Raw genomic sequence first — 23145 nt, forward strand, 5'->3', positions numbered from 1 at the left:
GGTTCTGTCAAGCTTATGAGGGGGACAGGTAATGGAAAATTATAAGTCAATTGGTACTTTGCATGTTGCAACGGAACTCTATGAATTTATTAATGAAGATGTTATTCCTGGAACTGGCACTTCTTCTAAACAGTTTTGGAGTGGTCTTGGTGACATGATCACTGAACTGTCACCTATCAATAAACAACTTCTACAAGCTCGAGAAGACCTACAACAAAAAATCAATGCTTATCACCTGAATAATCGAGCTGGTGACCTAGAAAGCTATAAAACGTTTCTTAAGGATATCGAATATCTTGAAGAAGAAATAAAGGATGTTAAAATTAGCACTCAATCGGTAGATGATGAAATTGCCATTCAAGCTGGTCCTCAGCTAGTTGTCCCGGTCAATAACGCTCGTTATGCGATTAATGCAGCGAATGCAAGGTGGGGAAGTCTTTATGATGCTTTGTATGGAACTGACGTTATTTCAGAAGATAACGAGGCATCAAAGAATACAGAATATAACCCAATCCGTGGCGAAAAAGTGATAACTTATGCAAAGCGTTTCCTAGATTCAGTCGTGCCACTAAAGGAAAGAAGTTACTCAGACATTAAACGATTTACTATACAGCAAGGGATGCTTAAGGTACACTTTACTGACAATAATGAAAGCGTTTTAATGAAAAGAGAGCAATTTGTAGGATATCTAGGCAGTGAAGAAAACCCTGAAGTCATTTTATTGAAAAACAATCAGATCCACCTTGAAATTCAAATTGATCGATCTCATCCAATCGGTAAAACAGATATAGCAGGAATTAAGGATGTGTTTGTTGAATCTGCTATTACAACGATAATGGACTTTGAAGACTCTGTTGCAGCTGTTGATGCAGAAGACAAAGTCCTCGTCTATCGGAATTTTCTTGGCTTAATGAAAGGTGATTTACAAACATCTTTTTCTAAAGGTTCTAAGAAAATTGTTCGATCGTTGAATCCTGATCGCGAGTATATATCACCTGATGGAGAGGTACTTTCCCTTCCTGGTCGCTCCTTGATGTTTGCTCGAAATGTAGGACATTTAATGACAACGGATGCGGTTCTTGATCAATCAGGAAATGAAGTACCTGAAGGAATTATCGATGCCGTGATTACTGGATTAATCGCAAAGCATGATCTGAATAGGAATGGTCGTTACCAAAACACTTCTGAAGGATCCATCTATATCGTAAAGCCTAAAATGCATGGATCAAAGGAAGTTGCATTTGCTAATGAACTATTCAATCGAACAGAAGATTTACTTGAATTAGAGCGTTATACAATCAAAATTGGCGTGATGGATGAAGAACGACGTACTACCCTTAACCTTAAAAACTGTATAAATGAAGTAAAAGAACGCGTTGTATTTATTAACACCGGCTTCCTTGATCGAACGGGTGATGAGATTCATACGTCGATGGAAGCTGGAGCTGTTATACCGAAAGGCCAAATGAAAAACGCGACCTGGCTTCAAAGTTATGAAAAAGCAAATGTGGCTCATGGTTTAAACACAGGTTTCAGAGGAGTCGCACAGATTGGAAAAGGCATGTGGGCTATGCCAGATCTTATGGGTGAAATGATTGCACAAAAAGGTGCACAGCTTCAAGCTGGTGCGAGTACAGCTTGGGTACCCTCTCCAACAGCTGCAACCCTTCACGCCTTACATTATCATCAAACAAATGTAAGGGAATTCCAATATGAACTGGAGAAAAGGACACCAAATTATTTAAATGATCTTTTAGAAATTCCAGTTAATACAGAGAAGAAGTGGAGCGACAAAGAAATTGAGAAAGAACTCGATAATAATGCTCAAGGTATCCTTGGATACGTTGTTCGATGGATCGAACATGGGGTAGGCTGTTCTAAAGTGCCAGATATTCATAATATTGAACTTATGGAAGACCGAGCGACGCTTCGAATTTCTAGTCAGCATATGGCTAACTGGCTTCATCACGGAATTTGTTCCAAAGAACAGGTTCTAGAAACAATGAAACGAATGGCAAAAGTAGTTGATAAGCAGAACGCAGGTGACCCGGCATATCATGCAATGGCTGATAACTTTGAAAAGTCGATTGCGTTTCAGGCTGCATGTGACCTTGTCTTTAAAGGCTTTAATCAACCATCTGGTTATACTGAACCAATACTTCATAGTCGACGAAAAGAAGCGAAAGCAAAAGTTTATTCAAATAAGTAATTTATGTTGCAAAAGTAGCCTACTGGCTGCTTTTGCTTTGACTTACATAATAAATATTAAAATACAGATATGCTTTCAACCCACCTCGTCAACTATGCTATTACGTATAGGGGGTTTACAATGAAACTTAGACGCATTTCTTCAGAAGAATTATCCCAAAAAGTTGAGAAACAACTATTAGGTTTATTGAAAGAAAGGAAATATAATAAAGGAGATAAAATCCCCTCCGTTTTAGAACTCTCGCAGTTTTTTGGTGTTTCACGGCCCACTATATTAGCTGCATTAAAAACGCTGAGTGGAAGAGGTGTTATTCATTTATTGGCAGAAGAAGGAGCTATTGTTACAGGCTATACACCCAAACGGTATTTCCAATATATGCCGATGCCTCAACATGAGAATTTGGAATCATTATTTCAAACACTTTTAATGTTAGAAACAACTTTGGCCAAACTGGCAGCGGTTAATCGAACAGAGCAAGACCTGCTAACTATGAGTCATACGCTCGAACTTTTTGAACGAAGTGAGCATTATAGGGATAAGAGCATTCAAGACTATCAATTCCACTTGGCCGTTGCAAAAGCTTCTGGCAACCCAATTTTATTAGAATTGTTCCAATCACTGTCTGCAAAGATAAACAAGTCAATGGATCATTACCATTGCTTAATCGCATCAGACCTGGAAAGCCTTCAAGACACATATCAACAGCATGAGTTAATTATGGAAATGATACTTTGTGAAGATCCAAGTGGGGCTTCAGAAGCAATGATGCTTCATTTAACTTATAGTAGAAAGCTAATGAGAAAAGGTTTCTCGACTCGTTCAGAGTTCATTGAAACTGACTGATGAACCCGTATATGAAAACAATTACTAAAGAGAGTAAAGTCGAAGCTCGACTTTACTCTCTTACTTGATTAATATGATAGAATAAAGAAAAATTCACTTTGAAACCACAATGAATATAAAGGTGCAAAATGAATGAGGTAGATACAACTATACACTAAAGAAATGAGGGATATTATGAAAAGAGAATTAGATCAGCATAGTGTTATTCCTCTGTATCACCAATTAAAGGAGATATTAAAGGAGAATATTGAACGAGGGGACTGGGCTCCTGGTGATAAAATTCCATCTGAAAATGAGTTGAGGGCGGACTATAATATAAGCCGTAACACAGCTAAAAAAGCGATTGAAGACCTCGTCCAAATTGGCGTCTTGAATCGAATTCAAGGGAAGGGGACTTTTGTTTCGCAACCGAAGCTCGAGCAACCGCTAATGGGCTTTTATAGCTTTAGTAAAGTGATGAAAGAAATGGGCATGGCACCAACAGATATTATTTTGCATATGAATGAAACGACTGCTTCACCACGAGTCGCAAGTAAGTTAATGGTTGATGAAGGAGATACTCTAATCGAATTAAAGAGGTTACGCTGCGCAAATGACGAGCCTGTTATTCTTGAAACATCTTATATACCTCAATACCTCATACCTGGTATTAAGCAGCAGCATGTGATGAATACCTCCTTATATGATGTAATGGAAAGTGATTTTGATATTATCGTTACAAAAGCAAAAGAGGTGTTTGAACCTGTCCTCATAAGAGATTATGAAAGTGAATATCTCCAAGTAAAAGAAGGTTACCCCGCCTTGTTGTTAGAAAGAACAGCCTATGATCGATCAGGAAAACCCGTGGAATTTTGTCATTCTATCGTAAGAGGAGATCGCTGTCGTTTCTACACGGAATTAATTTAATTAAAGAACAGGTTGACCCAACAACCTAATAACAGTACAATACCATTAAAGACCTGGTGACGTTATGTTGCCAAGGTACAGCTCAACTTGACCCAACAACCCGTTGACTGGTTGAATCACTTTAAGGAGATGATTGAATGCCATTAGTTTCTAGTAAGCCGTTACTCGATGATGCGTACAAAAATCATTATGCGATTGGGGCCTTTGCTGTTCATAATCTGGAAATTATGAAAGCGGTTATTTCAGGTGCTGAGAAGATCGATACACCGATTATCTTTCAAACGACTCCAGGAACAATTAAATATGTAGGAATCGAAAACATTAAAAACATGGTGAATTCAGTAGCTGAGAAAACCTCGATTCCAATTGCATTGCATTTAGACCACGGTGATAGTTTCAAAACGGTTCTACAATGTTTGCGGGCAGGTTACACGTCAGTCATGATTGACGGATCAAAATTACAATATGAAGAGAACGTAGCACTCGTCCAAAAGGTTGTGGAAGCTGCTCATTATGTTAATGTCCCCGTAGAAGCTGAACTCGGAACCATTGGAGGGGTTGAAGACGATCTTAGTGTAGACGAACAGGACGCTCAATTGACAGATCCAGACCTCGCAAAAGATTTTGTCGCACGAACGGATATCGATTCGTTTGCCCCTGCTTTTGGAACAGCACATGGTTTATATAAAAAGGAACCAAGGCTTAATTTTGAGCTTGTACGAAAAATTTCAGAGTCGACAGGACGGCCAATTGTTATGCACGGCGCCTCTGGGGTACCAGAAGAAAAAGTTCGTGAATCACTTCAATATGGCGTAAGTAAAGTGAACTTCTCGACTGAATTAAAGGTTGAATTCGTGGCTAGATTACGAGATTACTTGAATGATCATCCACATACAGATGATCCGAGAAAGTATTTCGTCCCTGCTCGAGAAGCTGTTGAAGAAATTGTGAAGAAAAAAATCTTATTGCTGCAAAGTCAGCAAACTTACGCTTAAGTATATGATCACTACTGTTACGTTAAATGCAGCGATTGACCGTACGTACTATATGGATCGCTTTTCTATAAATAAAGTAAATCGGACGAAAAGAATCATAAGCGAACCCGGAGGTAAGGGTATTAATGTCTCGAAAATACTGAAAATTTTAAATATAAATACAGTATCGACAGGTTTTTTGGGGGGCTTAAATGGTCAACTCATTAAACGGTTAGCAGATGAAAAAGGAATTCATTCCGATTTTGCAATGATAGAAGGCGAATCACGTATTTGTCTTAATATCATTGATGAATACACAAACCAAACTGAAATTCTTGAGTTAGGTCCAACCATTTTAGAAAGAGAATGGATCGGATTTAAACGAAAATTATTGGAATTAGCCAATAAAAGCACTTATGTCATTCTATCTGGGAGCTTACCTAAGGGGCTTTTAACGACGGCTTATCAAGAGCTTATTGAACTTGTTCAGCAGAATGGTACAAGAGCAATTGTTGATACGAGTGGACAACCGCTTAAGGAAGCTCTGAAAGCCAAACCCTTTATGATAAAACCAAATATTGATGAGCTAAGTGAAATCACCAATCGTCCGTTGCAAACCGATGATGAAATCATGAATGCTTTAATAGAATTAAGCCATACAGGTGTCTCAGTTGTGGCAGTCTCTAGAGGAAGCGATGGAGCGATGGCTGCCTATGACAATTGCATTTATACAATTTCTATTCCTAAGTTATCTGTTGTCAATCCTGTAGGAAGTGGCGATGCCTTTGTTGCTGGATTAGTATCTGGATTTTATGATGGGGAGTCTTTTGAGAAATCATTAATAAGAGCCTCAGCTGCCGGTACAGCCAATGCATTGCAAGAAAAAGCAGGAGACCTTTCCTTAGAAGATCTAAAATCGCTAGAAAAACAAATGAGTGTAAATCAATTTTCATTTACTAAATAAGGAGTGGTGTAATTAGTGGATACGTATACGTTGAAGGAAATCATGTCTCAAGGAAACGCTTCAGAAAAAACCTATCAGATCGTCAGCAATATGAATATTCCTAATGAAAATGTCGAAGTCAATTATGTATTTACAGGGTGTGGCACATCCTACTACATTGCAATTTCAGCTGCTAGATACTTTCAAGAAATCACTGGAATTCAAGCCAACGCGGTACCGGCTTCAGAAATTTTTCTTCATGAAAAGCAGGTATTCACCCCTCTTAAACGATATAGAGTAGTAAGTATCTCTCGCTCCGGAACCACTTCAGAAATTATTACAGCTTTAAAAGCCATTAAGGATAGAGAGAACATATCCACTCTTGCCGTAACCTGCAACAGTGATGCTGAAATGGCACAACTAGCTGACGATCAAATTAGCCTTGATCATATAAGTGAAAAAAGCGTTGTCATGACTCAATCCTTCACTAACATGCTTTATGCAATTCAACTATATGCTGCAAGATTTGCAGAGAATTATGCGGCATTAAAAGAACTGAAACAGGTGCCTGAATTGTTAAATGAGAATGTGAGTCATGCACATGTTATGAAGGATATAGTTCAAGGTGCAAAAGCGGAGCGGTTTATCTTCTTAGGCGCAGGTATTTATAATGGATTAGCCAAAGAAGGTACCTTGAAACTCAAAGAAATGACGCAAACGGAATGCGAAAGTTATTCGAACCTTGAATTTCGTCATGGCCCGATTTCCATTGTGGATGAGGAAACCGTAGTGGTGCTGTTTTCTACAACAAAAATGAGCGAGATTGACCACACATTACTTCGTGATATTAAAAATAACGGTGGAAAAACGATTGTGATTGGAGATCTCGGGACAGATTTAACGGCTGATCATGTGATTAATATAGGAAGCCATTTATCAGATGAAGCGAGAGCGACACTCTATATTCCTTACTTTCAGCTTCTAGCTTATTATCAGTCAATCAAACTTGGCTTAAACCCAGATCAACCTCGTAATCTTAATCAAGTCGTGAAAATATCTCTGCCTTAATAACAGGAGGCCAACATGAATCTTTCACTCGGTATTGATGTAGGGGGAACCAAAATTGCAGCTGCGCTCATTACAAAAGATGGGCGCGTGCTATTTCGAAAAGAAGTCCCAAGTGTAACAACGGATAAAGACAAGATGTTTCAGCAATTAAAGAACTGTATTGATCAAGTATTAAAAGAGTCTCGTTACAAACCAGAAAACCTACTTGGTATCGGTATTGGTGTACCTGGAAAAGTCGATATTGAAAATGGAATAGCCATCTATCAAAACAATCTACCTTGGTCTCATTTTCCAATTGGTTCAAAATTGGAAGAACTTTATCCTACAAAGTCTGTCATCCTTGATAATGATGTTCATATGGCAGCATTTGCGGAATGGTATCAAAGAGGATGTAAAAAAAATGAAACGTTTGCTTATTTAACTATTAGTACAGGGATTTCATGTTGCATTCTTCATAATGGCTCCATTTTACGAGGTGCTGGTTTTGCAGGCGAAGTAGGCTTAATGTTGACAAGTGCTTCGAAAGAAAATTCAGTAGTTACTTTTGAAAATGTAGCATCCGGTCCTGCTATTCAATCAAAGGCAGCAACCAAAAGAGCAACACTTCAAATGAAAGAGACTGAACAAATCACAACAGCTACAGTCTTGAGAGATTACTTTCATGGGGAGAAATACGCCTGTCATGTCATGGCTGAAGTTTTAAATGATATTAGTAAAGGCATTCATGGCATGATTTGCATGCTCGACCCTCACCAAATTGTTCTTGGTGGCGGGGTCATTAATCATAACCCAGAGTTAATAGACCATATTAAAGCGACACTAAAACCTCTCCTGATTACTGAACAGAGCAGTGCCGTTCATCGAATATCTGTTAGTCAATTGAAAGGAGACTCAGGACTTGTTGGAGCCGGATTAAGACTTCACAACTCATCTGATGGAGGTGCAAATGAAGATTAAAACAAATACACAACGTGTACTAGATGAAGGCATTCGACTAAAAGATCGCTATCAAAAGCAGCCTACGATAAACCGCACGTACGTCGATCAAGCGATTCACCATGTTCTTCAGAAAATTGATCAAAATCTTGAAACTTTTACTAACTCTTTTCCTGATTCAAGTAGCCAAGATGGAGTGTACCCGTCCATTGAGAACAATGAATGGACAACGAGTTTCTGGACCGGAATGTTATGGCTCGCTTATGAAGTAACAGGAAAACAGAAATACCGCAGTGTAGCTGAAGGACACTTAACTAGTTTCAAACAGCGCTTAAAGAATCGAATTGCTGTAAATCACCATGATCTCGGATTTCTCTACACGCTTTCATGTGTTAGTGCTTATAAATTAACTGGCAATGAAGAAGCCAGAAATGTAGCTATTGAAGCAGCAGACTTGCTCATGACGCGCTTTCATGAAAAAGCAGGTATCATTCAAGCATGGGGCGACTTAACAGACCCGTCACAGCGGGGAAGGATGATTATTGACTGTAATATGAATCTCCCTTTACTCTATTGGGCGACAGAAGAAACTGGAGATCCGAAGTATAAGAGCGTAGCTGAAAGCCATATCCAACAGGCAGCACGATACCTTGTGAGAGAAGATGCGTCTACGCATCATACTTATTATATGGATCCAGAATCAGGAAAGCCACTGTATGGTGACACACATCAGGGATATGCAGATGATTCTTGTTGGGCTCGCGGGCAAGCATGGGGCATATACGGCTTCCCTCTAAGTTATGCTTATACGAAAGACTGGAATTTAATCACGTTAACTAAAAAACTTACAAATTACTATTTAAATCGTTTACCTAAAGACTATATTTGTTATTGGGATTTAATTTTCACAAATGGCAATGAAGAAAGAGATAGCTCATCAGCTGCTATCGCACTCTGTGGACTACTTGAATTAGTGAAACATTTACCACTTACAGATGAAGAGAGACCTTATTATGAGAACGCTATCAACAACACAACAGAATCACTAGTTGAACATTACACGACTGATATAAACTCAAATGAAAATGGATTGTTGCGCCATGCCGTTTACTATAAAGGTGGTAACCGCGGAGTAGATGAAAGTTGTATTTGGGGCGATTATTATTATTTCGAAGCGCTTGTTCGTCTCTCGAAAGACTGGAATTTATATTGGTAATCTGGAAAGGAGTTCGATTATGGGACAAATTGGTATATGGGAGTCAGTAGAAGACGGTGTTAAACGAAATATCTTAACAAGTGGTGAAGATCTAATGATTATGGAAGTTCGCTTCAAAAGTGGAGCGATCGGAAATAAGCATCAGCATCCTCATGAACAGATTTCCTATTGTCTTGATGGGCAATTCGAATTCACAATTGGCACCGCTCGTACGATCATTGAAAAAGGAGAGTCACTTTATATCCCACCAAATACACTTCATGGCGTTAAAGCACTTTCAGATGGTAGTCTTTTAGATTCCTTTAGTCCAGTAAGAGAGGACTTATTAGAAGGAAAGCATTCATGAGTTCCCGTTTGTCAGATACGATTTACTTTAACGCTCAACATGAAGAAACACTACATGCGAAAAAAAAGCTAATCGCCGAGGCTGATGAAGCGCTACAAATACCATTTAGACCATCAAAGACAGATATCGCAGACTGGGGACACTATTTTCACTGCCCATATGATGGAACTGCACTCAATTTCAGCTGGACGAATAATAAGAAATTTGATTGTCCTTCATGCAGGAGAGTCTTTGAAGACTCTCCATTTCTAGGTGGCTGGATGGGAATTGCTCACGGAAAACTAGGAGAGGCAGTTAAACATCTTTCGTTTGCCTATGCGGCGACTAAAAGAGATGATTATTTATTGAAAGCAAACAAGATCCTTTTGGATTATGCAGAGTGCTACCCTCATTACCGAACACATGGAAAGATCCCTTATAATGGGCCAGGTAAACTTTTCGCTCAAACACTTGATGAAGCCAATTGGATGATGAATCTTTGTTATGCCTATCACATTGGTAAAGAACATTTTACCAAAGAAGAATTGGAACTTATAAATAATCAGTTATTTCTTGATGCGGCTACCTTTTTATCTACATGGAAAGAACAACAGATTCATAATCATGCCGTACATATAACTGTTGCCATTTGTATGATCGGTTCAATATTGGGTAATGATCACTTAATTGAACAAGGGTTTAATGGAGATTATGGATTAAGAAATCAGATTCGTAAGGGCGTACTTGAGGATGGTTTATGGTATGAAGGGTCCTTCTCCTACCATTTTTATACACTTGAATCGATCGTTCAATTAGCACATATCACAGATGATACTCGTCTTTGGTCATTCCCAGAAATTAAAAAGATGTTCGATACGCCCTTATTTTTTATTGATAATGAAGGGTTGCTCCCATCTTTGAATGACTCATCCTCATCTATTTCCTTATCCAAATATGCACATCTCTACGAGTTCGCTTTTTCTATTTATGGGGAAGAGCAGTATCAAATGATATTAAGAAGCTTATACGGCATGCAACCATCAAAGTTTAAACGCGTTCCGCGAGATTCGTATTCATTGTTCTTTGTTAACCAATTCGTTTTAAATAATAACAATTGTATAGTCCCATCTTGTAAGAACAATCAAAATAAGACATTAACTTCAAGTTCTAGCTTAACAAAAATTTCCTGTGAAAATGGCTGGCAGGTCTTTCAAAAGCATGCGCCATTTGGTGGTGAACACGATCATCTCGATCAACTAGGTTTATCGCTTAGCTTAAAAAACAAACCGTTTATACGAGATCCTGGCACAACACGCTATAGTGTTCCTGTACACTATGACTGGTTCAAGCATACGTATTCACATAACACCGTTAGTATAAATGGAAGTGATCAACCACCAGCAGATGGGAAGCGTATCAAAGCTGAACAATGCGAATGGGGTAGCTGGGTAGAAAGCGTCGTAGACTGGAAAAGTGATACCTATCTTTTTCAAAATTTAATTCAGTTACCTGAGTCAATGAGTTCCTGGGATGTTGAGAGTTACAAAGATTGTTCTATCCAACGTTTCAATGCCATTACCGATCGATTGTTTCTTGACATCGTTACGGTAAACGTACCTGAAAAAAGAGAAGTGGATCTCTTATATCACGTCGACGGCCAAATACTTCACACCCAAAACTGGGAAACATCTCAAGCAAAATTAAGCAAATTAAAGCAAGATTTATTCAACAATAAGAGAGAAATGATGACGAATGGTTCTACATTATTACAATGGAAAGCGAACGAAGAAACTGTAAATCAACATAGCTGGTGTTCATCAAAAACGATGCTCTATTTAGCAAGCACTCCGGATAACCCTCCCGTTGCTAATCGAGCCACTCTTATACAAAGAAGTGAGCCACATCAATCCATCACGTTTATTAACGTCTTTCAAATGGCTACGGATTTACCAAATAGAAATGTTGAAAATATAGAAGTAATACAAAGCGAATCCGAGATAAAAATATTTGTCTCGACTCATTCCTCTATATGTGGTGAATTCCGATTAACTAAGGGAAAAAGCCACCATTCATCGACCCTTGCCTATTATTCAAGCTAAATAAACGATAAAGGAGTGGTTAATCATTATTGAGACGAAATTAGTAAGCTCACTCACCAAAGTTTTTGCTGATGAAGATTTAGCTGAGCCATATGTTTCATTTGCATCTGCTTTATTAGGTGAAACATATTCCTTTCAAGTAGCGTATCGGTCAGATAAATTAGTAAAACAAATGAAGGTCGAAATTCACTCTCAGTTAAATGTAACAGCACGAGTAGTTGGACTGGTGCCTTCTGAGTACCCATGTCACTTTGATTACGATGATCATACCCTGCGTCATACACCAGGATTATACCCTGATCCCTTATTTCCAATTGTAGAAGAAGAAGGGCTTACAGCTTTTCCAAATCAGTGGCGATCGATTTGGATAACAGTGGACATAGAACAAGACGCTAGACCAGGCGACCACCAAATTGACATCACCCTCATTTGCACTAACGATGATCACGTTAAAGAAACTTTTCAATTGAACGTCATTGATGCAAATCTTCCAGAACAAGGAGTGATTCACACCGAGTGGCTACACACGGATTGTATCGCTTCAATTTATCAATTAGAGATTTTCAGTGAAAAATACTGGGACACGGTAGAGAAATATGTAAAGTCAGCTGCTGATCATCACATCAATATGATTTTAACTCCTTTATTCACCCCTCCGCTGGATACTGAAATTGGTGGAGAGAGACCCACCGTACAGCTTATTGATGTAACAAAAGAAGGAGAGAAATATACATTTCATTTCGAAAAGCTGCTCCGTTGGTTTAAAATGTGTCAAAATAACGGCATTCGATATTTTGAATTCTCTCATCTTTTTAGTCAGTGGGGTGCAAAGCATCCACCTAAAATTATAGGTAATGTAAATGGAAAAAAACAAAAACTATTTGGTTGGGAAACAGACGCTACAAGTCAAGACTACCGTTTATTTCTAGCACAATTCTTACCTGCGCTTATTCAATTACTTGAAGAATCCGATCTAACCGATTATTGTTATTTTCATATTTCTGATGAACCTCGAATGGAACATTTGGAGTCTTATACGAATGCAAGCCGTGTGATGAATGATTACCTTGGTGACCTACCAGTAATAGACGCACTTTCAGATTATGCATTTTACGAAAAAGGCCTTATTAAAAATCCAGTCTCAGCCAACGATCATATTTCTCCATTTCTTGAAAACAACGTTCCTGGTTTATGGACTTATTACTGTACTTCTCAATACAAAGAAGTTTCCAATCGTTTTTTTAACATGCCATCCTCTAGAAATAGAATACTAGGAATGCAATTATATAAGTTTAATCTACAGGGCTTCCTTCATTGGGGATTTAACTTCTGGTACTCTTCTTTTTCCAAAAAAATAATTGATCCGTTTCGGAACACAGATGCGAATTACTCTTTTCCATCAGGGGATGCTTTTCTAGTTTATCCCGGTGAGAACGGACCAATTGAGTCACTTCGTTTAGAAGTGTTAAGAGAAGCCTTTCAAGATCATTCTGCATTACAACTTCTTGAAAGCTACATTGGACGTGAACAAACACTAGATCTATTAGAGAACGATTTGAAAAAACCACTAACATTTAACCGTTATCCAAAAGAAGCTGCATGGCTTCTCGCTAAAAGAGACGAAATAAATGAACGAATTAAGCTTGAAACAAATGTTCATACCAACAAATAAACCGCCTGAAAGGCGGTTTATTTGTATTTACATTTGGTGAATTTTTTTAAATTCTGATGGGCTTTTTCCTTCTTTTGTTCGAAACGCACGACTAAAGTAATACCGATTTTCATAGCCTGAATGTCGTGCGATTTCATCCATCGTCCAATCCGTGTTGGCAAGTAATTTTTTCGCTTCTTCTACTCTTAAGGAAATTAAATATTCCTTTGGGGTCATACGAAAAGCTGCTTTAAACCTTCTAGTAAGTTGAACAGGACTAAGTCCTAATTGGACGGAAAGGTCATTCATACTAAATAAAGACATTAAGCCTTTCTCTTGAATAGCATTTTTCGCGTCAATCATCAGCTTATCTTTTTGGCCGATTTGTTTCACATGCTTTTCTTCAAGCTCCCAACAAAACACATTCCACATATCTCTCAGTATGTAATTAATACGGGACATATTCTGAGAATGAGTATGGTTCGAATATAAAGCTAAATATTCGAAATTAGAAGAAAGTCTTTTGAAATCTCTTAGCGTCCATTTGCCACTAATAATTGATTCATCTTCTTCCAATGGCTTTAGTAATGATGGATCTGATAAATACTCTTTTTTTAATTCCCATTCGAAAATAAATGCAAAAAATGACAAAGGCTCAATTAACTTCCTCTTAAAAGGTGTGTTAGGTGGACAAAACACGAGATCACCGACCTGTGCTACACCGTTCTTATCACCAATTGAAAATTCGAATTCACCTTTTTCGACCGCAAATAAGACCCACTTAGGGTGGACATCTTCTTCAAATACAAATCGATGTTTTTCTTTCCAATGAGCTAAATAAATGACCGACGGTACATAGTTTTGTAACGTACGAGCGTCCAGGATTAATTGCACCTCCTTATGAAATAAAGTATAAACAAATGACTCTATATTACATTTTAATAGAAGTTGGCAAGCGATACAATTATATTTAGAAAACTTAAAAAATTATTGAAGGTAACATCAAGGAGGATGTTCATCGCATGAAGTATGAAACAGTCGAATCTGATATAACGGTAATTGGGGGAGGTCTTGCTGGTGTTTGCGCAGCAGTATCAGCGGCTCGATTAGGTAAAACCGTTTCCCTTATCCAAAACAGGCCAGTACTTGGCGGAAATTCAAGTAGTGAAGTAAGAGTGTGGGTAAGCGGTGCTAACGCAGTAGGAACACAGAGATATGCCAGAGAAACAGGCATCATGGGTGAAATGCTGGTTGAAAATCAATATCGGAACCCTGAAGGAAACCCATATTACTGGGACCTGATCGTTTATGAAACCGTGTACAACGAACCAAATATTACACTTCACCTTAATACAGATGTTCATGAAGTAGAAGCCACTGGAGAAAATGACAATCGTGTCATCCAATCGGTCACAGGATGGATGATGGGTTCAGAGCGGAAGATTACCTACAAGAGCGAAGTATTTCTAGACTGTACAGGAGATGGATTAGTCGGTTTCCTCGCGGGTGCCGAATTTAAGTTAGGTAGGGAAGCAAGACATGAGTACGACGAAGAGTGGGCACCAGAAGAAGCTGACAACATCACACTTGGAAGTACCATCCTATTTTATACAAAGGATATCGGAACACCAGTCAAATATGTCGCACCAGCATTTGCAAGAGACATTACCCAAACTCTCATTCCAGAAAAAAGAATCATTCGAACTGGGGACTCTGGCTGCTATTATTGGTGGATTGAATGGGGCGGCGAAATGGATACCGTTCATCAAAACGAAGCAATACGAGATGAATTGTGGGCAGCCATTTACGGAATCTGGGACTACATTAAAAATTCAGGAAAATTCGATGCTGACAACCTAGTTCTTGAGTGGGTAGGCTCTGTACCAGGTAAAAGAGAGTACCGCCGATTTGTAGGCGATTATATGCTAAATCAACATGATATTATTAGTCAGAAACCATTTGATGACCGGATTGCTTTTGGTGGATGGTCAATCGATCTACATCCCCCGAAGGGCATGTATACTGGAGAAAATGCATCCAAGCACCTTTTCCCTGATGGTCTATATCACATTCCATTCCGCTCTTTATACTCGCGCAACGTTTCGAACATGTTTATGGCGGGTCGTAACATAAGTGCAACTCATGTAGCCTTCGGAACTACACGAGTGATGGCAACTTGTGCGGTTATGGGTGAAGCTGCCGGAGTAGGCGCCGCTCTATGTGTGGAGAAACAACTGACGCCACGTGAACTGTATGAAAATGATTTCAAAAGTGTACAGCAAACGTTACTCAAACAAGATGCTTCAATTATTGGAGCTAGAAACGAAGATGTAAGCGATCAAGCTAAACTTGCAAAGATAAGCGCATCAAGCTCATATCAAAAGATCGCCATTAACACACCAGCTGAACTGTACTCTTTAAAAAATGATGTGGGTATCTTGTTTCCAGTTGATCAGAAGCTCACTTCAATTGAACTTTTAGTCGATGCTACTATAGAAACAGAAGCGATTATAGAAGTTTGGGATACAGGTAGAGGTGAAAATTACATTCCTCGTACATTGCAAAATGAGAGAAAAGTAACCATTCCAAAAGGTGAGAAGCAGTGGATCAAAGTTACCATTCCTTGGACACCAAACGGAGAACAAAATGCTTTTATCGTGATTAAGGAAAATGAACAGCTAGCTTTATGGAAGTCAAAACAGCCACTATCCGGGGTGCTAACTTTTGAAAAAGGAGATATTCCTATCGTTGACCCTAACTTGTCCCAACAACCCGAGCAGTTAGTCGTTCAGTGGTCAATGAAAAATCTTACACGACAGCCGTTTTGTTTTAAAGTAAATGATCCAATCGGAACTTACTTACCTGATAAGGTCATTAATGGTTATCACCGTCCATTTGGATCTCCACATATGTGGATGTCTGAACCAAATGGTCAGGAAGAGTGGATCGAGTTAACCTGGGACAAGCCGATTCAAATGGATGAAATCCACTTAACCTTTAATGATGATGTGAACGAATACTTAATTAACCTTCACTTTTTGAAAACAGAATTCGATATTATGCCAGAGCTAGTTGCCAACTATCGGATTGAAATGAGTTTAGAAGGTCAGTGGCAAACGTTAGATTCAATCAAATCTAACCGAAAAAGAAAGCGCGTCCATCATTTTGAAACTTTTACCACTGATAAAATACGTGTGGTTATCGAGGAAACCAATGGATCAAAGCACGCTGAACTGATCGAAGTGAGAGTCTACTAGTATCTAAATTAATAAACTCTCACAGGTGTACAGATATGCTATTGTAATAATATCTCAAAAGAAATCGAATTTTCAGGTAAGAAGTCTGTCACCAAAGAACAGTCTAGGAGGGAATTCATGAATGCAAAAACAGCTGTAGAGTCAGAGAGGTCACTTTATACGAAATCGGAAACAAAGAAGAAAACGCTGATGACAAACTTATGGAAGTACAAAAGCTTCTACATTATGCTTGCACCAGGATTAATTTGGTTTTTCATCTATAAGTATCTACCAATGTATGGTGTTATTATTGCGTTTAAAGATTACAACGTGATGGAAGGCATCACGGGAAGTAACTGGGCCGACCCCTGGTATAAGTATTTTCAAATTTTCTTTGATTCCCCTTATTTCTACCAGCTATTATCCAACACATTGATCATTAGTTTATACAAAATTCTTTTTGGAATGGTTCCGAGTATTGTACTCGCTATTTTTCTAAATGAATGTAAAACAATGTGGTTTAAAAGATGGATACAAACGCTAAGCTACATGCCACACTTTCTTTCTTGGGTTATCATTTATGGAATTTGTATCGCTTTTTTGTCAGAAAGCACAGGGCTATTTAATCGTTGGTTAACAGAAGGAGGAGCATCCAGCATTCCTTTCTTAACATCAACAGACTGGTTCCGTTCGATATTAGTAGGATCTGAAGCATGGCAGAGTCTTGGATGGGGAGCCATTATTTATTTAGCAGCGATAGCCGGAATTAATCCTTCTCTCTATGAAGCTGCAAAAGTAGATGGGGCGAATCGTTTTCATATGATTTGGCACATTACACTACCAGGAATACGTAACGTTATCATCCTTTTGTTTATTTTAAAACTAGGACACATGCTTGATGCTGGTTTTGAACAGGTTTACATCATGTATAACGTCCAAGTGTATGAAGTGGCGGATATTATTGATACGTGGGTTTTCCGAACAGGACTTGAACAGATGAACTTCAGCCTTGCTGCATCAGTAGGATTATTTAAGTCAGCAATCGGCCTTATTCTTGTCATCGGAGCGAACCAAATTGCGAAGAAATGGGGGGAAAACATATGGTGAAAAATAAAGGAGACCGCGCCTTTGATCTACTTGTAACGATCTCTCTCATTCTAGTTGGTGTATTATCCGTTTTCCCTTTGCTTTTCGTCGTTGCAGTATCTCTAACCCCGATCGAAGAAGTATTGAAAAATGGTGGATTTGTACTGATTCCTGAAGCGATTAACTTTGATGCATATACTCACCTTTTATCACAACCCAAAATTCCAAAATCGTTTATGGTCACCATATTTATTACAGTTGTTGGAACGATCATTAACTTGATTCTTACTACATTAATGGCGTATCCATTAAGTCGCAAAAACTTACCTGGTCGCAACATCTTCATTTTCCTCGTCGTCTTTACACTCTTATTTAACGGCGGAATCGTACCAACATACTTAATTGTAAAAGCAACTGGTTTACTTAATTCCGTGTGGGCAATGATTATTCCGAATGCAATTTGGAGCTTTAATGTTCTGATCATGAAAAGCTTCTTTGAAAACTTACCAGAAGATATTTTCGAAGCAGCTCGAATTGATGGTGCAGGCGAATTTAGAATTCTCGGGCAAATTGTACTCGCTCTTTCGAAACCCGTTATGATTACAATTGGCTTATTCTATGTCGTTGGTCACTGGAACGAATTTTTCCAGGCCGTTATGTACATTACAGACCCTGCCCTAAATCCTCTCCAGGTTGTGGTTCGAGATATTCTTGTACAAAATCAAGACCAAATCGAGAACGTGGATGCAGTTATACCGACAGCTACCATTCAAATGGCAGCCGTTATTATTGCAAGCTTACCAATCATTGTGATTTATCCATTTGTTCAGAAACATTTAACAAAAGGGATGCTACTAGGTTCGATCAAAGGATAGAAAACGATCATGTCGGAAGCAGAACATAGCATGAATGCCATACTCGTAGGGGAGAAACAATGAAACAAGTAAGAATTGGATTAATCGGTATTGGATTAAGAAGTTCTATTGCAAAATATTGGCATCAGCCGGATGGAGAATCTGTTGTTGTAGCAGCAGCAGATCTATCCATCTCTAGATTAAAAGCCTTTCAAGAAGACATAAACAAAGAAACATTTATTACGACAAATTATAAGGAACTGTTGGAACGACAAGACGTGGATGCCGTTGTTATTACAACACCTGATCACTTACATGAGGAACATGCCATTGCAGCATTTAGAGCAGGAAAACACGTGTATTGCGAGAAACCATTAGCTATTTCAGTGGATGGGTGTGATCGTATTCTCGATGAGTGGGAGAAGTCAGAAAAGCATCTTATGATCGGGTTTAATATGAGGTACATGAATATGTTTCGAACGATGAAGGGAATTGTGGACTCTGGTGTAATAGGTGACATTAAAGCCGTTTGGGTTCGTCATTTTGTAGGGTTAGGTGGAGAGTATTACTACCATGACTGGCACGCTAACTCTTCAAATACGAATTCTCTTTTACTCCAAAAGGGTTCTCATGATTTAGATATTATTCACTGGATAACAGGAAGTTACACCAAAAAAGTCTCAGCATTTGGTAGCCTTGATTTCTTCGGAGGAGAAAAAGATAACAATCTTACATGCCCCACTTGTGATCAAAAACATGACTGCACAGAATTTAGCACTACTCCATTGAATCAATGCGCTTTTCGCAATGAAGTGGATGTAGAAGACAATAACATGGTCATTATGGAATTAGAAGGTGGCATTAAAGCTTCTTATTTACAGTGTCATTTCACCCCAGATTATCAACGCAACTATACGTTTATTGGCACAAAAGGAAGAATTGAAAACTCCGAACCGGATGGAAAAGTATATGTAAAGACGAGAAAATCTAACACCTGGCACGAATATGCTGATCAAACGTACGACATAAAGACGGCAGAGGGAAGTCATGGTGGAGCCGATCCAGTCATATGCCAGGATTTTGTAAATCTTGTTCTTCATAATAAACAACCGCTCACAACTCCTTATGCTGGAAGAATGAGTGTCGCAGTTGGTTGTGCGGCGTCAGAATCCATTCGGGCTGGTGGAAAAGTGGTACAGGTCACTCAGCGAGTTGGTTCTGAAAAGGCACAAAGTACAGGTATTACTTAACTAAACATCACGAGAAAAAGAAGGATAAAGAGGTGTATCTGAATGGTTGAATTAAATGGCTTATGGGGCAAATTTTATCGCATTACAGAATGGGTCGCTCGTCTTGTATACGTTCAATGTCTATGGCTCGTATTCTCGATTGTTGGGCTTTTGGTCGCAGGAATTTTCCCTGCAACAATGGGCATGTTTGCAGTCGTACGCCGCTGGCAACTCGGAGAGACAGATGTTCCTGTTTTCCCTGAGTTTTGGACTACCTATAAACAAGAATTTATAAAGGCCAATCTTGTTGGCTGGTTGACGACGATCGTGGGAGGGTTATTGCTCTTTAATTTAACCCTATTCAGAGGCTATGAAGGAGTATTTTTCCTCATATGCTACCTCTTTACCTTAACAATAATATTTCTGTATAGCTTAACTGCGCTTTTTGTTGCTCCTGTTTTTGTTCAATATAAATTATCAGCCCTTAAAGTTATCAAATACGCGGCCATCATTGCATTATCTTATCCGTTACATGCTTTGATGATGGGGGCAATCATGATTGCCTTCTATTATGTTCTTTTATTAGTTCCAGGGTTATTACCGATTTTCAGCTTTAGCTGGCTTGCCTTTCTACTCATGTGGGTAGCCAATCTTGTTTTTCGTAGAATGGATCAAAAAGAAGTTCAAAAATAACATTACTGGGAGATGAAAATATGGAAATCAGACATGCAACAAACCCGACAGAAGCCAAACACTATACAACAGATCAATTAAGAGAACGGTACATGATGGAGAGGGTTTTTACTGAAGGGGAAATTAATATGCTTTATGCTCATGATGATCGCATGGTCATCGGTGGCGCTATCCCAACAAGTCAGGAAGGACTTTCACTATCCGCAACAGAGACATTAAAAACATCTTATTTTCTAGAACGCCGAGAAGTTGGAATCATAAACATCGGTGGGCATGGAACTGTTCAGGTTGATCAAGAAACGTTTGAACTCGATAAGCGTGATTGTCTTTACATAGGAAAAGGCAAGGAAAACGTTACGTTTTACCCTGGTAACGCTGAGAATGCAGCAAAATTTTATTTTGTCTCTACACTAGCTCACAAAGAATATCCTACTCAGAAATTAGCGATCGAAGACGCGGAGCCTAACCACCTCGGTTCTATTAAAGAGTCAAATGAACGAACGATTTACAAATACGTTCACGCAGAAGGAATTCAAAGCTGCCAACTCATGCTAGGGATGACAATGCTAGAGCCTCATAATATGTGGAACACGATGCCAGCTCACATTCATGATCGCCGAAGTGAAATCTATTTGTATTTTGATATGCCTGAAGAAGGACGTGTTTTTCATTTCATGGGAGAGCCAGACGAAACAAGACATTTGCTCGTTTCTAATGAACAAGCAGTCATTTCCCCATCATGGTCCATCCATAGCGGTGCTGGAACTTCAAACTATACGTTTATTTGGGCTATGGCTGGAGAGAACTACACGTTTACGGATATGGACTTTATTGATATGAAAGACTTAAAATAGGAGGCTAATGATGGGATACTTAGATCGGTTTTCATTAGAAGGGAAAACGGCACTCGTCACAGGAGCAGCTGGAGGAATTGGTCAAGCAATCGCCGTGGCTTATTCGAAAGCAGGGGCAAAGCTCATACTACTTGGTCATCGAAATAACTTAGATGAAACAACGCAACTGATTGAGGAAGGAGGTGGGAATGCTCATCAAGTAATTATTGATTTAGAGGATGTTGAATCACTTCCAGCACATTGTGAAGATCTATTAAATCAATTCCAAATCGATATCTTGGTTAATAACGCTGGGATCATTAGACGAGAAGAGGCTTCTAATTATTCAATAGACAACTGGAATGCTGTGATGAACACGAACGTCAATGCCTTATTCCTTCTTACTCAACATCTTGCTCGTCCGATGCTTGAACGAAAGGAAGGGAAAATCATTAATATTGCGTCTTTACTATCATATCAAGGAGGTGTGTATGTACCAGCATACACAGCAAGCAAACACGCTGTTAACGGTTTAGTAAAAGCGTTTTCGAATGAATGGGCAAAGGATGGAATTCAGGTGAATGGCCTTGCGCCAGGCTACATTGCCACAAATAATACAAAAGCCATTCGAGAAGATGAGAAACGCAACCAATCTATCTTAGAGCGCATCCCTGCTGGAAGATGGGGAGAAGCGGAGGACTTAACAGGCGCAGCCATTTTCCTAGCTTCTGAGGCTTCTAATTACATGAACGGACATACGTTAATTGTTGATGGCGGTTGGATGGCTCGGTAGTAAGTTGCTCGAAACGGAAGGGGGTGAAAAGTTACAGCGCATCTTACTCAGAGGAGGAAAAGTTTACACTCCTAATCCAAATCGTCAAGAAAATACTATTCTCATTGAAAATGATAAAATCACCGGTATCGGTTCAGATATTTCAAGAGATTTACCGGTTGATCAAGTGATAAATCTCCCTTCCCAATACGCTATTTCTACCAGGTATAATCGATGTCCACATTCATGGTGCAGCAGGTTCAGACGTCATGGATAGTACCCCTGAAGCCTTAACAACGATTGCCAAAACTCTTCCCTTAGAGGGTACGACTAGCTTTCTAGCTACAACAATGACGAACCCCTCTTCAAATATTGAACATGCATTAAGAAATGCTGCTATTTATCATCAAAAAAATAACCATCCTGGCCAGGCTGAAATGATTGGGATTCACCTAGAAGGCCCATTTATTAAACAAAACCGTGCAGGTGCTCAACCTACTTCCTCCATTATTAGACCAGATGTTTCAACATTCAAACACTATCAATCTCTCGCAAATGATTTAATAAAGCTTGTCACACTTGCTCCTGAACTTGATGATCAAACAGAATTAACGAGGTATTTATATGAAAACGGGATGATCGCTTCAGTTGGCCATTCCTAAGCTAATTTTGTACAACTATCTCACGCTGTTAACTCAGGTATTCGTCAAGCAACACACCTTTTTAATGGAATGAACGGTCTTCATCACCGGGCTCCAGGTTCGGCTGGTGACATTCTATTGAATCAAAACATCTTAGCTGAAATCATCGTAGATGGGATTCATGTTTCTAAAGAAATGGTTGATTTAACTTATCGGCTTAAGGGAGCATAAGGACTTCTTATAATAACAGACGCGATGAGGGCTAAATGCTTAAACGAGGGCATTTATGATTTAGGTGGTCAGGAAGTGGAAGTAAAAGATCATAAAGCCATACTAAAGAGCTTCGGTAGTTTAGCTGGAAGCATACTAAAAATGAACGAAGCTGCCCGAAACATGCTGGAATTTACTCATTGTTCCATGTATGACCTTATGAAGATGACATCTGAAAACGCAGTGAAAGAATTAGGTATCTGGGAGAGAAAAGAAAGTATAGAAATGAATAAAGATGCAGACTTACTCGTAGTTGATGAACATATGAATGTGCAATAAACGATATGTAGAGGACAACTAGCAAATCGATCACTTCAAGAGAGCAAATAGCATAAGTTGATCCGTCAACCAATCCACTAAT

At 38.9% G+C, this 23145-nt stretch carries 19 protein-coding genes and 1 pseudogene; 19 read left to right on the plus strand and 1 reads right to left on the minus strand.

All coding sequences use genetic code 11. From position 1 onward, the window contains the following. Positions 1–31: 31 nt before the first annotated feature. The 11 genes from Q4550_RS13155 to Q4550_RS13205 all read left to right on the plus strand — a co-directional run bounded on the left by Q4550_RS13155 (position 32) and on the right by Q4550_RS13205 (position 13191). On the plus strand, positions 32–2209 hold the full coding sequence (locus Q4550_RS13155; RefSeq protein ID WP_303533284.1) for a malate synthase G: 2178 nt from the start codon (positions 32–34) through the stop codon (positions 2207–2209). Positions 2210–2329: 120 nt separating this feature from the next. Continuing rightward, positions 2330–3052, plus strand: coding sequence for a FadR/GntR family transcriptional regulator (locus Q4550_RS13160; RefSeq protein WP_303533285.1), 723 nt, complete (start codon positions 2330–2332; stop codon positions 3050–3052). 174 nt (positions 3053–3226) lie between these two features. Beyond that, positions 3227–3958: a GntR family transcriptional regulator gene (locus Q4550_RS13165; protein ID WP_303533286.1), complete on the plus strand. Its 732-nt coding sequence runs from the start codon at positions 3227–3229 to the stop codon at positions 3956–3958. Between the two features lie 137 nt (positions 3959–4095). Then, a complete protein-coding gene (locus Q4550_RS13170) occupies positions 4096–4953 on the plus strand; it encodes a class II fructose-bisphosphate aldolase (RefSeq protein ID WP_303533287.1) in 858 nt (285 codons plus the stop codon). A 4-nt stretch (positions 4954–4957) separates the two neighbouring features. After that, a complete protein-coding gene (gene pfkB, locus Q4550_RS13175; protein WP_303533291.1) occupies positions 4958–5896 on the plus strand; it encodes a 1-phosphofructokinase in 939 nt (312 codons plus the stop codon). A gap of 15 nt (positions 5897–5911) precedes the next feature. Continuing rightward, positions 5912–6943 carry an SIS domain-containing protein gene (locus Q4550_RS13180; protein WP_303533293.1) on the plus strand — a complete coding sequence of 344 codons (1032 nt, stop codon included), beginning with the start codon at positions 5912–5914 and terminating at the stop codon, positions 6941–6943. Positions 6944–6958: 15 nt separating this feature from the next. Further along, positions 6959–7900 carry an ROK family protein gene (locus tag Q4550_RS13185; RefSeq protein WP_303533295.1) on the plus strand — a complete coding sequence of 314 codons (942 nt, stop codon included), beginning with the start codon at positions 6959–6961 and terminating at the stop codon, positions 7898–7900. Beyond that, positions 7890–9095, plus strand: coding sequence for a glycoside hydrolase family 88 protein (locus Q4550_RS13190; protein WP_303533296.1), 1206 nt, complete (start codon positions 7890–7892; stop codon positions 9093–9095). The genes Q4550_RS13185 and Q4550_RS13190 overlap by 11 nt, the downstream gene beginning before the upstream one ends. A 19-nt stretch (positions 9096–9114) precedes the next feature. Further along, positions 9115–9441, plus strand: a complete 327-nt coding sequence (locus Q4550_RS13195) for a cupin domain-containing protein (RefSeq protein ID WP_303533297.1) — start codon at positions 9115–9117, stop codon at positions 9439–9441. After that, positions 9438–11519, plus strand: coding sequence for a heparinase II/III domain-containing protein (locus Q4550_RS13200; RefSeq protein WP_303533298.1), 2082 nt, complete (start codon positions 9438–9440; stop codon positions 11517–11519). Before Q4550_RS13195 ends, Q4550_RS13200 begins: the two co-directional genes overlap by 4 nt. A 172-nt stretch (positions 11520–11691) precedes the next feature. Further along, positions 11692–13191, plus strand: coding sequence for a DUF4091 domain-containing protein (locus Q4550_RS13205; RefSeq protein ID WP_303533300.1), 1500 nt, complete (start codon positions 11692–11694; stop codon positions 13189–13191). A 27-nt stretch (positions 13192–13218) separates the two neighbouring features. On the opposite strand, the gene Q4550_RS13210 is transcribed toward Q4550_RS13205, so the two are convergent. Next, the gene (locus Q4550_RS13210) at positions 13219–14064 is read right to left on the minus strand and encodes a helix-turn-helix domain-containing protein (RefSeq protein ID WP_303533303.1); all 846 of its coding nucleotides are present in this window, start codon (positions 14062–14064) and stop codon (positions 13219–13221) included. Between the two features lie 128 nt (positions 14065–14192). On the opposite strand from Q4550_RS13210, the gene Q4550_RS13215 reads away from it, so the two are divergent. The 8 genes and pseudogenes from Q4550_RS13215 (at position 14193) to nagA (ending at position 23063) form a co-directional block, all read left to right on the plus strand. After that, positions 14193–16427, plus strand: coding sequence for an FAD-dependent oxidoreductase (locus Q4550_RS13215; RefSeq protein WP_303533306.1), 2235 nt, complete (start codon positions 14193–14195; stop codon positions 16425–16427). Positions 16428–16616: 189 nt separating this feature from the next. Beyond that, positions 16617–17513 carry an ABC transporter permease gene (locus Q4550_RS13220; protein ID WP_236690353.1) on the plus strand — a complete coding sequence of 299 codons (897 nt, stop codon included), beginning with the start codon at positions 16617–16619 and terminating at the stop codon, positions 17511–17513. Further along, the gene (locus Q4550_RS13225; RefSeq protein WP_048309424.1) at positions 17507–18367 is read left to right on the plus strand and encodes a carbohydrate ABC transporter permease; all 861 of its coding nucleotides are present in this window, start codon (positions 17507–17509) and stop codon (positions 18365–18367) included. The genes Q4550_RS13220 and Q4550_RS13225 overlap by 7 nt, the downstream gene beginning before the upstream one ends. A 59-nt stretch (positions 18368–18426) precedes the next feature. Next, positions 18427–19596 carry a Gfo/Idh/MocA family protein gene (locus Q4550_RS13230; RefSeq protein ID WP_303533309.1) on the plus strand — a complete coding sequence of 390 codons (1170 nt, stop codon included), beginning with the start codon at positions 18427–18429 and terminating at the stop codon, positions 19594–19596. 42 nt (positions 19597–19638) lie between these two features. Next, on the plus strand, positions 19639–20268 hold the full coding sequence (locus Q4550_RS13235) for a YesL family protein (protein ID WP_226613263.1): 630 nt from the start codon (positions 19639–19641) through the stop codon (positions 20266–20268). Positions 20269–20288: 20 nt separating this feature from the next. Continuing rightward, the gene (kduI, locus tag Q4550_RS13240) at positions 20289–21122 is read left to right on the plus strand and encodes a 5-dehydro-4-deoxy-D-glucuronate isomerase (protein ID WP_303533312.1); all 834 of its coding nucleotides are present in this window, start codon (positions 20289–20291) and stop codon (positions 21120–21122) included. Between the two features lie 10 nt (positions 21123–21132). Beyond that, positions 21133–21894 carry a 2-dehydro-3-deoxy-D-gluconate 5-dehydrogenase KduD gene (gene kduD / locus Q4550_RS13245; RefSeq protein ID WP_303533314.1) on the plus strand — a complete coding sequence of 254 codons (762 nt, stop codon included), beginning with the start codon at positions 21133–21135 and terminating at the stop codon, positions 21892–21894. After that, positions 21872–23063: pseudogene (gene nagA, locus Q4550_RS25170) on the plus strand (N-acetylglucosamine-6-phosphate deacetylase). Before kduD ends, nagA begins: the two are co-directional and overlap by 23 nt. Positions 23064–23145 lie beyond the last annotated feature (82 nt).

This window comes from Anaerobacillus sp. 1_MG-2023, from assembly GCF_030547345.1.
In the GTDB taxonomy this organism is placed as follows: domain Bacteria; phylum Bacillota; class Bacilli; order Bacillales; family Guptibacillaceae; genus Guptibacillus; species Guptibacillus hwajinpoensis_B.

Coding starts and splice junctions, on each gene's coding strand:
- Q4550_RS13155 (WP_303533284.1), top strand. CDS start 32: ATGGAAAATTATAAGTCAATTGGTACTTTGCATGTTGCAACGGAACTC.
- Q4550_RS13160 (WP_303533285.1), top strand. CDS start 2,330: ATGAAACTTAGACGCATTTCTTCAGAAGAATTATCCCAAAAAGTTGAG.
- Q4550_RS13165 (WP_303533286.1), top strand. CDS start 3,227: ATGAAAAGAGAATTAGATCAGCATAGTGTTATTCCTCTGTATCACCAA.
- Q4550_RS13170 (WP_303533287.1), top strand. CDS start 4,096: ATGCCATTAGTTTCTAGTAAGCCGTTACTCGATGATGCGTACAAAAAT.
- pfkB (WP_303533291.1), top strand. CDS start 4,958: ATGATCACTACTGTTACGTTAAATGCAGCGATTGACCGTACGTACTAT.
- Q4550_RS13185 (WP_303533295.1), top strand. CDS start 6,959: ATGAATCTTTCACTCGGTATTGATGTAGGGGGAACCAAAATTGCAGCT.
- Q4550_RS13190 (WP_303533296.1), top strand. CDS start 7,890: ATGAAGATTAAAACAAATACACAACGTGTACTAGATGAAGGCATTCGA.
- Q4550_RS13195 (WP_303533297.1), top strand. CDS start 9,115: ATGGGACAAATTGGTATATGGGAGTCAGTAGAAGACGGTGTTAAACGA.
- Q4550_RS13200 (WP_303533298.1), top strand. CDS start 9,438: ATGAGTTCCCGTTTGTCAGATACGATTTACTTTAACGCTCAACATGAA.
- Q4550_RS13205 (WP_303533300.1), top strand. CDS start 11,692: ATGAAGGTCGAAATTCACTCTCAGTTAAATGTAACAGCACGAGTAGTT.
- Q4550_RS13215 (WP_303533306.1), top strand. CDS start 14,193: ATGAAGTATGAAACAGTCGAATCTGATATAACGGTAATTGGGGGAGGT.
- Q4550_RS13220 (WP_236690353.1), top strand. CDS start 16,617: ATGACAAACTTATGGAAGTACAAAAGCTTCTACATTATGCTTGCACCA.
- Q4550_RS13225 (WP_048309424.1), top strand. CDS start 17,507: ATGGTGAAAAATAAAGGAGACCGCGCCTTTGATCTACTTGTAACGATC.
- Q4550_RS13230 (WP_303533309.1), top strand. CDS start 18,427: ATGAAACAAGTAAGAATTGGATTAATCGGTATTGGATTAAGAAGTTCT.
- Q4550_RS13235 (WP_226613263.1), top strand. CDS start 19,639: ATGGTTGAATTAAATGGCTTATGGGGCAAATTTTATCGCATTACAGAA.
- kduI (WP_303533312.1), top strand. CDS start 20,289: ATGGAAATCAGACATGCAACAAACCCGACAGAAGCCAAACACTATACA.
- kduD (WP_303533314.1), top strand. CDS start 21,133: ATGGGATACTTAGATCGGTTTTCATTAGAAGGGAAAACGGCACTCGTC.